The sequence below is a fragment of the Kitasatospora sp. NPDC005748 genome (assembly GCF_040630735.1).
Taxonomy (GTDB): domain Bacteria; phylum Actinomycetota; class Actinomycetes; order Streptomycetales; family Streptomycetaceae; genus Kitasatospora.
The window spans coordinates 49,315-61,097 of the sequence record NZ_JBEXYD010000046.1 but is presented as its reverse complement, the minus strand read 5'-3'; the positions used below and the strand labels follow the sequence as shown (position 1 = coordinate 61,097).

Sequence of the window (11,783 nt, the reverse complement as noted above, 5' to 3'; positions counted from 1 at the left end):
GGTTCCCCGTCCGCCCGGACGGGGAACCGGCCGGCGGGCGAGGCGGATCTCCGGGTCACAACTGGGGCACGTGCCGATGAAGGTCGAACGCGGACCTTGGCGGAGGGGGGCTGCTGCGTTAACGTCGTCAAACCGGCGGCCCGCCGCGTCCATGTCGATCTCCGGTACAGCGCAATGTCGTTCTGTCGTACTGCCGGCGCTCGTGCGCCCTGGCGAGGAGGACCGCATTGACCCCCACCCCGACCACGCCGTCCGCGAGGTCCCGCCGTCTGGTCGCCGTGCCCGCCCTGCTGGCGGCACTGGCCCTGACCGCGGCCTGCTCCAACAGTTCGAGCTCCGGCGGCGGTTCGGGCGGCGGGGGCGAGACCCTGGCCGGTGACTGCGCCAAGTACCAGCCGTACGCCGGGCATTCCGGCACCACGGTGACGGTCTTCGCGTCGATCCTCAGCCCGGAGTCGGACAACCTGGAGAAGTCCTGGGCCGAGTTCGCCAAGTGCACGGGCATCAAGATCAGTTACGAGGGTTCCAACGACTTCGAGTCCCAGCTGCCGGTCCGGGTGACCGGCGGCAACGCCCCGGACTTCGCGATCATCCCGCAGCCCGGCCTGCTGGCCCAGATGGTCAAGAGCGGCAAGGTGGCCAAGCCCCCCGCGCAGACCGTCACCAACCAGGACAAGTGGAGCCCGGTCTGGAAGACCTACGGCTCGGTCAACGGCACCTTCTACGCGGCGCCGATGAGCGCCAACATGAAGTCCCTGGTCTGGTACTCGCCCAAGGCCTTCAAGCAGGCCGGCTACGAGGTGCCGCAGTCCTGGGCCGACCTGATGGCGCTCAGCGACCGGATCGCCAAGGCCGGTGCCGCGAAGCCGTGGTGCGGCGGGATCGCCTCCGGGACGGCCACCGGCTGGCCGGCCACCGACTGGCTGGAGGAGGTGGTGCTGGGCTCGTACGGCGGCGAGGTGTACGACCAGTGGGTGAACCACCAGGTGAAGTTCTCCGACGAGAAGATCACCACCGCGATGCGGACCGTGGCGGACTGGATGCAGAACCCCGCCTGGGTCAACGGCGGGTACGGTGACGTGAAGTCGATCGCCACCACGACCTTCCAGGACGCGGGGGCCCCGGTCCTCACCGGCAAGTGCCTCATGCTCCAGCAGGCGTCCTTCTACAAGGCGCAGTGGCCCAAGGACACCAAGGTCGGCCCGGACGGCGACATCTTCGCCTTCCGCCTGCCGGCCGTGAACCCGCAGGTGGCCAGCCCGGTCGAGGGCGGTGGGGAGTTCGTGACGGCGTTCGCGAGCCGACCCGAGGTGCAGGCCGTGCAGAACTACCTGTCCAGCCCGGACTGGGCGAGCAGCCGGGTGAAGACCGCCACCGGCTGGGTCTCCGCCAACCAGGGCGTGGACAAGAGCCTGTACACCGATCCGATCGACCGGCTCTCCGCCGACGCGCTCACCGACCCGGCGGCGACCTTCCGGTTCGACGGCTCGGACCTGATGCCGGCCGCGGTCGGCGCCGGGCAGGAGTGGAAGTCGCTGACCGCCTGGTTCGCCGAGGGCCAGTCCATCCAGAAGACCGCCGCCGACATCGACGCGGCCTGGCCGCAGTAACGGGTCCGACCGCTACCCCGGCCGGGCCCCGGTAGCGGTCTCCGACCGCCAAGGACCACCTGTCGAGGGCGGTGCGGGGCCACCCACCCGCACCGCCCGCCCCTCCTTCCTGCCCGTGGCAGGGAAAGGACGCGCAGCCATGTCCCTCACCGCCACCGCGCTCGCCGACGGCGCCTGGGGCGACGCCGCCGTCAAGTTCGGCAACAGCTTCGGCGCCGTCGCCGGTTTCCTGGGCATCCTGCTGCTGGTCTTCCTGGTGGCCGGCCGGGCCTCCGGCCGGATCGCCCGCCCGCTGGCCGTCGGGGTCTTCCTCGGCCCGGCCGTCCTGCTGCTGCTCGTCGGCCTGGTCGCCCCGCTGGTCCGCACCGTCTACCTGAGCCTCTACAACGACGACAGCAGCCGCTTCGTGGGCGGCGAGAACTTCGGCTGGGCGTTCACCACCGACTCGGTCCAGAAGATCCTGGTCACCACCCTGCTGTGGCTGGTGGTGGCGCCGCTCGCGGCCACCGGTCTGGGGCTGGTGCTGGCGCTGCTGGTGGACCGGATGCGCGGCCAGGCGGTCTACAAGTCGCTGATCTTCATGCCGATGGCCATCTCGCTGGTCGGCGCCTCGATCATCTTCAAGTTCGTCTACGAGTCCCGCGACGCCGCCCAGTCGCAGATCGGCCTGCTCAGCCAGCTCGCCATCACGCTGGGCTGGGAGCACCCGCCGAACTGGATGCTCTCCCAGCCGCTCAACACCTTCCTGCTGATGGCGGTGATGGTCTGGGTGCAGACCGGCTTCGCGATGGTCGTCCTCTCGGCGGCGATCAAGGCGATCCCGGACGAGGTCACCGAGGCGGCCCGGCTGGACGGGGCGGGCGGGGCGCGGCTGTTCTGGTACGTCACGGTGCCGATGATCCGCACCACGGTGGTGGTCGTGCTCACCACGGTCATGATCACCACGCTCAAGGCCTTCGACATCGTCCGCACCATGACCGGCGGCAACTTCGGTACCCAGGTGCTGGCCAACGAGATGTACTCGCAGTCCTTCGTGCAGTTCAACACCGGGCGGGGCAGCGCGCTCGCGGTGATCCTCTTCCTCGCGGTGCTGCCCCTGGTGGCCTACAACATCCTCCAGCTGCGGAAGGAGCGCGGAGTCCGATGAGCGAGCACCGTCCGACCACGGGCCGGCGTCCGACCGGCGAGCGTCCGGCCACGGGCGGTCGGCGTCCGACCGGTGACCGGCGACCGTCGCGCGCGGGCCGGCGGGGCGGGCGCCGGCTGCCGGACGGGCGCCGGGGCCCGGTCCGGCAGGCGTTCACCAGCCCGCTCTCCTCGGTCTTCGTGATCGCGGTGACGGTGCTGTGGACCGTCCCGACCCTCGGGCTGCTCGCCACCTCGCTGCGGCCCAAGCAGGACGTCACCGCCGACGGCTGGTGGAACGTCTTCCTCCACCCGGACCTCGGCCTCTCCAACTACCACACCGTGCTGTTCGAGGGCGGCTCCGGCGTCTCCACCGGCCTGATGCCCTTCCTGGTCAACTCGCTGGCGATCAGCGTGCCGGCGACGCTCTTCCCGCTGGTGCTGGCCGCGATGGCCGCGTACGGCCTGGCCTGGGTGCGGTTCCGGGGCAGCGACACGGTGTTCTTCGTGGTGTTCGCGCTCCAGGTGGTGCCGATCCAGATGGCGCTGATCCCGCTGCTGCGGCTCTTCTCCGGCGGCGCGCACCTGGGTTCGCTGACCGTCGTCCCGGCGGTGGACTTCAAGGGCACCTACGCGCCGGTCTGGCTCGCGCACACCATGTTCGCACTGCCGCTGGCGATCTTCCTGCTGCACAACTTCATCGCCCAGCTGCCGCGGGACCTGATGGAGGCGGCGGTGGTGGACGGCGCCTCGCACTTCAAGATCTTCCGGTCGATCGTGCTGCCGCTCTGCACGCCGGCGCTGGCCTCGTTCGCCATCTTCCAGTTCCTCTGGGTCTGGAACGACCTGCTGGTCGCGCTGACCTTCGCCGGGGGAACGCCCGAAGTGGCGCCGATGACCGTCCGGTTGGCCCAGCTCTCCGGCTCCTTCGGCGGCCGCTGGGAGCTGCTCACGGCAGGCGCGTTCCTGTCGATCGTCATCCCCCTGGCGGTCTTCTTCGGCCTCCAGCGGTACTTCGTCCGCGGACTGCTGGCCGGTTCGGTCAAGGGATAGTCCCGATCGGCACGGGATGTGGCGGTTCCGTGGACACGGTCGGCGCCGAACCGGTACACCGATAGGGGCAGTTGGCCGAGGTGCGTGGGGGGCGGTCATGGCAGGTACAGGCATTCGCGCGGGCGTCGGACGCCGTGGCAGGCTCGGGGGCCTGCTGGCCGCCCTCACCACCGCCGTGGCGGTGGTCGCCGGCCCGGCGGCCGCTCCGGCGGCGGCCGCCACGGTGACCCTGGGCAGTACGGCGGTCGGTCCGTCCACCGATTCCGGAGACTCGAACCACCTCAACGCGTCCCGGTACGTCACCGGCGCGGCCGGCGGTACGGTCAGCAGCGTCAGCGTCTACGTGGGCGCGGTGGACGCGGCGCCGAACAACCGGTTCCAGGCGGCGCTCTACCGCGACAACGGGGGCAGCCCGGGCGCGCTGCTGGCCGGCAGCGCCACGGCGACGCTCACCGCCGACAGCTGGAACACCGTGCCGCTGACGGCGGACCTCACCGCGAACACCGCGTACTGGCTGGCCTACAACAGCAACGGCGGCAGCGCCGCCGTCAACAACCTGCGCTACAGCCCCGGCGGTACCAGCGTGTACGGCAACGGCGGCCGGGCGTTCGGCAGTTGGCCCGCCGACTTCGGCGCGGTGACGTCCAGCGGTCTCAGCTTCTCGATCTACGCGACCTACACCGCGGAGCAGACCCCGCCGCCCCCGCCGCCGGGTGCCGGCCCGGGCGCCGAGGGTCCGATCCTGCTGGTGACCAGCCAGGCCAACCCGTACACCCGCTACCTGGCCGAGATCCTCAAGGCGGAGGGCCTCAACGACTACCGCACGGTGGACATCTCGGCGGTGACCGGCTCGGTGCTGGCCTCCGCCGACGTGGTGCTGCTGGGCGAGATGCCGCTCACCGCGGCGCAGGCCGCGCTGTTCACCACCTGGACCGACGGCGGCGGCCGGCTGGTGGCGATGCGCCCCGACAAGCAGCTCGCGCCGCTGTTCGGCCTCACCCCCACCGCCGGTACCCGCGCGGACGCCTACCTCAAGGTGGACACCTCCGCGGCCCCCGGCGCCGGGATCACCGGCGACACCATGGGCTACCACGGCGCCGCCGACCTCTACGCGCTCAACGGCGCCACCACCGTCGCCGCCCTGTACGCCGACGCCGCCACCGCGACCGCCAACCCGGCGGTCACGCTGCGGACGGCCGGCAGCGGGCGGGCCGCCGCCTTCAGCTACGACCTGGCCAGGTCGGTGGTGCAGACCCGGCAGGGCAACGCGGCCTGGGCCGGCCAGCAGCGGGACGGCACGGACGGCTACGAGGCCTCCGAGATGTTCTTCGGTACCGGAGGCCGGCCGGACTGGAACGACCTGGACAAGGCGCTGATCCCGATCGCCGACGAGCAGCAGCGGCTGCTGGCCAACCTGATCACCCTGCTCGACTCCGCCCGCAAGCCGCTGCCGCGCTTCTGGTACTTCCCGCGCGACGTCAAGGCCGTGGTGGTGATGACCGGGGACGACCACGGCGTCGGCGGCACGGCGGGCCGCTGGGACGGCTACACGGCGCAGAGCCCGCCCGGCTGCAGCGTCGCCAACTGGGAGTGCGTGCGCGGCTCCTCGTACATCTACACCGACGATCCGCTGACCCCGGCGCAGGCGCAGGCCTACACCGACCAGGGCTTCGAGGTGGGCGTCCACGTCACCACCAACTGCCGTCCCTGGGGCAGCGCCTCCGCCCTCCAGGGCTACTACGCCGACCAGTTGTCCAGCTGGCGGGCCAAGTACCCCTCGCTGCCGAACCCTTCGAGCAGCCGTACGCACTGCGTGGAGTGGGACGACTGGGCGACGCAGGCGAAGACCAAGCTGGCCAACGGCATCCGGCTCGACACCGACTACTACTTCTACCCCTCCAACTTCACCAAGGACCGCCCCGGTTACTTCAACGGCACCGGTCAGATCATGCGCTTCGCCGACACCGACGGCAACGTGATCGACGAGTACCAGGCCACCACCCAGCTGACCGACGAGTCCGGCCAGTCCTACCCCGGCACCATCGCCACGCTGCTCGACGCCGCCTACGGCGGCACGGGCTACTACGCGGCGCTGACCGCTAACATCCACACCGACTTCGCGGCCTCCGCCGCCTCGGACGCGATCATCACCGCCGCGAAGGCACGCGGCGTCCCGGTGGTCTCCGGGCGGCAGATGCTCACCTGGCTGGACGGGCGCAACGGCTCGGCGTTCACCAAGCTGGCCTGGAACGGCGGCAGTCTGACCTTCGACATCACCGGCGGGGCCAACGGGCTGCGGGCGATGCTGCCCGTCTCCGCCGCCTCCGGCACGCTGACCGGCATCTCCTCGGGCGGCCGGAGCGTCCCGTACCGGATCGAGACGGTCAAGGGCGTGGCGTACGCGTTCTTCGACGGGGCGGTCGGCTCCTACACGGCTTCGTACGGCCGCGACACCACCCCGCCCGCCGTCACCGGGACGACCCCGGCCGGCGGTGCCACCGGGGTGGCGGCGGGGACGGCGGTGCGCTTCTCGTTCGGCGAGCCGCTGGACCAGGCGAGCGTGACGGCCTCCACGGTGACCCTGCGGACCGCCGCCGGCGCCGCCGTGGCCGGCTCGGTGGCGTACGACGGCGCCGCCAACGGCGTGGTCCTCACGCCGAGCGCCCCCCTGGCGCTGACCACCGGTTACACCGCGAGCGTCCAGGGGGTGCGGGACACCTCCGGCAACGCGCTGGCGAGCCCGTACGCGATCTCCTTCACCACCGGGGGAGCGCCGCCCAGGACGCTCGGCAACACGGTGGTGGGCTCGCTGATCGACGACACCGACTCCCACCACCTCAACGGCAGCCGGGTCACCACCGGGGCGTCCCCGGTGCCGCTCACCGCGCTGAGCGTGCACACCGGCCCGGTCAGCGCGGCGCCGAACAACCAGTACCAGCTGGCGGTCTACACCGACGCGGGCGGCTCGCCGGGCACCCTGGTCGCGGCGACCGGCAGCGGCACGCTGACCGCCAACGCCTGGAACACGCTCCCGGTCGGGCTCACGCTGAGCGCCGACACCGCGTACTGGCTGGTCTACAACAGCAACGGGACGGGTGCTTCGGTCAACAACATGAACTACTCCACCGGCCCGACCGGCTCGGGCGCCTACAGCAACGCGGTGGTGCCCTTCGGCACCTGGCCGGCTGAGTTCGGACCGGCGGTGAAGGACACGCTGCGGTACTCGCTCTACGGCTCCTACTGACGGCCCGACCCGCCCGCACCCGCGGCACGGCGCCCCCGGGGCGCCTCTGTCACAGCCTTGTGACGGAGGCGCCCCGGGGTTTTTTGAACCTGTTCAGAATGGTCTACAGTCGGCGTCAGTCGCGGCGCCCAGGCGCCTGCCGGCGGACTGCCCCGTGGGCTGCTTCCGCATGCCCGCAGACCCTTCGAGGGGGAACTCATGCCCGGTCACTCCACACCCGCCCCGGCCGGCGGACCGTCCGGATCCGACCCGTACCGCGCTCCCGGCGGCCCGGGGCAGCAGGCGGGCCCCCAGCATGCCGAGTCCGCTCCCGGCCCGGCCGCTCCCGGCGCGTCCTGGCCGGGAGCGGCCGACGGCACGAACCCCTACCGCGCGCCGGGCCGCCCCGTCCCGTCGCCCTTCTCGTGGCTGCGCCCCAGCGACCCGGGCCCCAAGGCCCCGGCGACGCCCCGGGTGCTCGCGGCCGCCCTGGTGACCGGCCTGCTGGTCTCCCTGCTGGTCAACCGCGGACTCGGCGTCAACCTGCTGATCTGCGGCGTGGCCGCCGCCGTCGGGGCCGGCCTGGCGGCCCGCTCGGCCGGTCGCCGGGTGCGCGGCTGGACGCTCCTCTGGAGCGCGCTGGCGCTCGCCCTGCTCGCCGTCCCGGCACTCTCCGACGCCGGCTGGCCGACGATGCTGTCGACGCTCTGCGCCCTTGGCCTGGCCTCGCTCGCGCTGCACGGCGGACGCCGCTGGGCGGGCGTGCTGCTCGCGCTGCCCGGCATCCTCTGGCAGCTGGTGCCCGGTCTGGGCTGGGCCGCCGCCGCCGTGCGCCGCATCAGCCCGGCCGGCCGCGGCAGGGTCGCCCCGGTCCTGAAGGCGGTCCTGGTGGCCGGGGTGCTGCTGGCCGTCTTCGGCTCGCTGTTCGCCAGTGCCGACGCCGCCATGGCCGACGTCCTGGAGGCGCTCATCCCGGACCTGGACCTGGGTGAGTTCCCGCTGCGCGCGGTGCTGTTCGTCCTCGGCACGGTCGTCGCGCTGGGCTTCGCCCACATCGCGGCGGGCCCGCGCCGCTGGGACCGCACGGTGGTCCGGCCGGGCCGCGAGCGCGGCCGGCTGGAGTGGGCGCTGCCGCTGGTCGCGCTCAACCTGATGTTCGGCGCCTTCGCGCTGATCCAGGCCGTGGTGGTGCTCGGCGGCCGGGACTCGATCGTGCGGAACACCGGGATGAGCCGTTCCGAGTACGCCCGGCAGGGCTTCTGGCAGCTGACCGCCGTCACCGTGCTGACCCTGGTCGTGGTGGGCGTCGCCAAGCGCTGGGCGCCGCGCAGCACCGCGGCGGACCGCCGGCTGGTCCGCATCCTGCTCGGCGCGCTCTGCCTGCTCACCCTCGTCGTGGTCGCCTCGGCCCTCGGCCGGATGTGGTTCTACGTCGACGCCTCCGGGCTGACCAGGCTCCGGCTCTGGGTGCTGGTGGTCGAGGTCTGGCTGGGCGTCGTCTTCCTGCTGCTGATCACGGCCGGGCTGGTCCGCTCGGCGGCCTGGCTGCCGCGCGCCGTGGTGCTCAGCGGCATGCTGACGGCCGCGGTGTACGGACTGATGGGGCCGGACGCGATCATCGCCGAGCAGAACGTGGCCCGCTTCGAGCGGACCCAGCAGATCGACCTGCGCAACGTCCGGGACCTCTCGCTCGACGCCGTCCCGGCCCTGGACCGGCTGCCGAAGGACTACCGGACCTGCGCGCTGGAGCTGATGCGGACCCAGGCCGAGGAGGCCGTGCCCTGGTACGCGACCAACCTCGCGGCCACCCGCGCGCGGGACATCCTCGCCGAGCGTCCGCCGCTGGACGAGGTGTCGGCGGCGGGCGGCGCCTGCGCCCGGGCGGGCCTGTGGGACGGGTACCGGGAGGGCGAGGGCGCCGAGCGGCGGTGAGCCGGCCCGGTGGGCCGTGCCGCCGTGCGGCGCGGGGGCCGGAGGTGGCCCGACGCTCGAAGGCCGGCCGGGAGCGGTGAGCTCCCGGCCGGCCCTCGTGGCGTTCCGCGGTCGGTGCGGAGTCCGGACGGTCCGCCGTCGGCGGCCGCTCCGACCGGTGTCGCGTCGGCGCCGCGTTGCTGCGGTGTCGGGCTCGGTGTCGCGTCGGCGCCGCGTTGCTGCGGTGTCGGCGTCGCGTCAGTGCATCGCGATGCCGGAGGTGTTCGACGCCAGGTCCTCCGCCTTGGCCCTGATCACGGTGACCGCGACCACCAGGGCGAGCCCGGCGAGCACCGCGCCCACGATGAAGCCGTGCGAAATGCCATGAGCGAGTACCTGGTTGGCAGCGTCGGTGCCCTTGGGGAACTCCTTCTTCTCCAGGAACGCCGCCTTCTGCTCCGGCGTGGCCGAGGCCATGAAGCCGGGCAGCTGCACCTTGGCCTCCGCGGTGGCGTAGTGCGCGAACACCGTGGTGAGGATCGACAGGCCCAGCGACCCGCCGATCTGCTGCATCGAGTTGAGCAGGCCGGACGCGGCGCCGGTGTCCTCGCCGGCCACCCCGGCGACCGCGAGCAGCATCACCGGGACGAAGGTCAGACCCATGCCGAAGCCGAACACCACCGTGGGGCCGAGCACCCCGTCGATGTAGCCGCTGTCCGCGTTCATCTGGGTCAGCCAGGTGAGCCCGATGGTGACGAACAGCGCACCCCCGGCCATGAACGGCTTCGGGCCGTACTTGGCCTGGAGGGTGGAGGCGACCTGCGCGGCGATGATGATCGATACGCTGATCGGGAGGAAGGCGAAGCCGGCCTTCAGCGGGCTGTAGCCGAGCGGTCCCTGCACGAAGAGCGTGACGTAGAAGAAGATGCCGAACATGGCCGCGGCCAGGCAGAGCATCATCACCAGGCCACCGGTGCGGTTGCGGTTGGCGAACAGGTGCAGCGGGGTGATCGGCTGCGCGGTGCGGTTCTCGATCACCAGGAACGCGGCCACCAGCAGCACGCCGGCCGCGAAGGAGCCGAGCGTCACCGGGTCCGTCCAGCCGTCCGAGGCGGCCCGGATGAATCCGTAGACCAGGCTGACCAGCCCCAGCGTGGAGGTGAGCGCACCGGGCAGGTCGAAGCGGCCGGCGCGGCGCTCCGACTCCGCGATGTAGCGCGGCGCGGCGACGGCGATCAGGATCGCGATCGGCACGTTGACGAAGAACACCCAGCGCCAGTCGAGGTACTCGGTCAGCACGCCACCGGCCAGCAGGCCGATGGCCGCGCCCGAACCGGCCACCGCCGAGAAGACCCCGAAGGCCTTGTTGCGTTCGGGCCCTTCGTCGAAGTTGGTGGCGATCAGGGCGAACGCGGTCGGCGAACATATCGCGCCGCCGATGCCCTGGAGCGCGCGGGCGGCGAGCAGCATGCCGCCGTCCTGCGCGAAGCCGCCGAGCAGCGAGGCCAGCCCGAACAGCAGCGTGCCGGCGATGAACACCCGGCGACGGCCGAGGATGTCGCCCGCGCGGCCGCCGAGCAGCAGCAAGCCACCGAAGGTCAGCGTGTAGGCGTTGATCACCCACGACAGGTTGGTGGTGGAGAAGTTCAGCGCGTCCCTGATCTGCGGCAGCGCGATGTTCACGATGGTGGCGTCGAGGACGACCATCAGCTGCGTCGCGGCGATGACGGTCAGGGTGATGCCCTTGCGCCTGCCCTGGCTGCCTTGCGGTGGAGAGTTCTTGCTGAGCGTGTCGGAGATAGCCAAGTTAGTGCCCCCTGCTGGCTACTGCTTCGTATGCTGTGGACCCGAGGTCCAGTGCGTTCCCGCGATGTCCCGCGGGCTATGAAGGAACGGGATCGTTCACTAGCCTGGACGATATCCTGGGCGAGATTGTGAACGCAAGCGTTCCCTAAGGTTGGTGACGATGGATCAGTTGGTACGGCGCCAGGCGGCAGAACGGCCGGTCGGCCGGGCGGCCGAGCGGCCCGTCGAGCGGCCGCGCGACCAGGTCGCGGACCGGGCGGGCGAGCAGCTCCCGGGGTCGGCGGAGGGAGCCGTGGAGTGCCCGGCGGAGGGCGGTCCGGCCGTGCCCGTGCCGAGGATCGTCGTCCCGGTGGCCGGGCCGGCGTCGCACTGTCCGATGAAGGTGGCCGCCGAGGTGCTGTCCCGGCCGATGCGGCGCCGGGGCAAGGAGCTGGAACGCGCGATCTTCGAGGCCGTGCTCGACCAGCTCACCTCCGGCGGATTCGCACGGCTGACGATGGAAGGCGTCGCCGGGGCCGCGCGGACCGGGAAGGCCGCGTTGTACCGGCGCTGGGCGTCCAAGGTCGAACTCGTCATCGACGCCCTGGACTCCACTCTGCCACGGCCTTCCGACACCCCCGACCTCGGGTCCGCCCGTGCCGAATTGCTGCTGCTCATCCAGGGTTTCACCGAGGCGATGAGCTCCCGGTCGGGTGGTGCCATGCACGCGTTGATGGCCGAGCTGGAGCACGAGCAGGCGGAGCTGTTCAAGGACTTCATCGTCCAGCGGGTGGTCGAGCCGACCAAGGACACGATCCTGGAGATCCTGCGGCGGGGAGCGGAGCGCGGCGACGTCCGGCCCGGCGCGGTCAGCCCGCTGGTCGCCGACGTGGCGCCCGCGATGCTGATGTACCGGGTCAAGGTCTGCGGCCGGCAGCTCGGGCGCGGATTCGCCGTCGAGCTGGTGGACGAGGTCCTGGTGCCGCTGATCCGCCGCTGACGCGCGCTGCCGGGGGCGGCGGGGCGGGTCCGGGTGGTGTGCCTGGCGGCGGCCGGGGCGCCAGGTCGCCGGGGGG

General features: G+C 72.1%; 7 protein-coding genes. 6 read left to right on the top strand and 1 reads right to left on the bottom strand.

Annotated features, from left to right (window positions below):
- The first annotated feature begins 227 nt into the window (after nucleotides 1-227).
- The 5 genes from ABZ495_RS27115 to ABZ495_RS27095 all read left to right on the top strand — a co-directional run bounded on the left by ABZ495_RS27115 (nucleotide 228) and on the right by ABZ495_RS27095 (nucleotide 8,943).
- A complete protein-coding gene (locus ABZ495_RS27115) occupies nucleotides 228-1,610 on the top strand; it encodes an ABC transporter substrate-binding protein (RefSeq protein ID WP_359838522.1) in 1,383 nt (460 codons plus the stop codon).
- 139 nt (nucleotides 1,611-1,749) lie between these two features.
- Entirely contained in the window at nucleotides 1,750-2,757 is a 1,008-nt protein-coding gene (locus ABZ495_RS27110; RefSeq protein WP_359806465.1) for a sugar ABC transporter permease, read from the top strand.
- The gene (locus tag ABZ495_RS27105; protein ID WP_359838520.1) at nucleotides 2,754-3,788 is read left to right on the top strand and encodes a carbohydrate ABC transporter permease; all 1,035 of its coding nucleotides are present in this window, start codon (nucleotides 2,754-2,756) and stop codon (nucleotides 3,786-3,788) included. The genes ABZ495_RS27110 and ABZ495_RS27105 overlap by 4 nt, the downstream gene beginning before the upstream one ends.
- Nucleotides 3,789-3,885: 97 nt before the next feature.
- Nucleotides 3,886-7,032 carry an Ig-like domain-containing protein gene (locus tag ABZ495_RS27100; RefSeq protein WP_359838518.1) on the top strand — a complete coding sequence of 1,049 codons (3,147 nt, stop codon included), beginning with the start codon at nucleotides 3,886-3,888 and terminating at the stop codon, nucleotides 7,030-7,032.
- Nucleotides 7,033-7,230: 198 nt separating this feature from the next.
- A complete protein-coding gene (locus tag ABZ495_RS27095) occupies nucleotides 7,231-8,943 on the top strand; it encodes a DUF4153 domain-containing protein (RefSeq protein ID WP_359838516.1) in 1,713 nt (570 codons plus the stop codon).
- A gap of 237 nt (nucleotides 8,944-9,180) precedes the next feature.
- On the opposite strand, the gene ABZ495_RS27090 is transcribed toward ABZ495_RS27095, so the two are convergent.
- A complete protein-coding gene (locus ABZ495_RS27090) occupies nucleotides 9,181-10,722 on the bottom strand; it encodes an MFS transporter (protein WP_329492270.1) in 1,542 nt (513 codons plus the stop codon).
- 166 nt (nucleotides 10,723-10,888) lie between these two features.
- Here ABZ495_RS27090 and ABZ495_RS27085 point away from each other — a divergent pair, with 166 nt between their 5' ends.
- On the top strand, nucleotides 10,889-11,707 hold the full coding sequence (locus ABZ495_RS27085; RefSeq protein WP_359838514.1) for a TetR/AcrR family transcriptional regulator: 819 nt from the start codon (nucleotides 10,889-10,891) through the stop codon (nucleotides 11,705-11,707).
- Nucleotides 11,708-11,783: the final 76 nt, after the last annotated feature.

What these genes read in the sequence shown, in the direction of transcription:
- ABZ495_RS27110 (WP_359806465.1), top strand. Translation starts at nt 1,750, where the DNA reads ATGTCCCTCACCGCCACCGCGCTCGCCGACGGCGCCTGGGGCGACGCC.
- ABZ495_RS27105 (WP_359838520.1), top strand. Translation starts at nt 2,754, where the DNA reads ATGAGCGAGCACCGTCCGACCACGGGCCGGCGTCCGACCGGCGAGCGT.
- ABZ495_RS27100 (WP_359838518.1), top strand. Translation starts at nt 3,886, where the DNA reads ATGGCAGGTACAGGCATTCGCGCGGGCGTCGGACGCCGTGGCAGGCTC.
- ABZ495_RS27095 (WP_359838516.1), top strand. Translation starts at nt 7,231, where the DNA reads ATGCCCGGTCACTCCACACCCGCCCCGGCCGGCGGACCGTCCGGATCC.
- ABZ495_RS27085 (WP_359838514.1), top strand. Translation starts at nt 10,889, where the DNA reads ATGGATCAGTTGGTACGGCGCCAGGCGGCAGAACGGCCGGTCGGCCGG.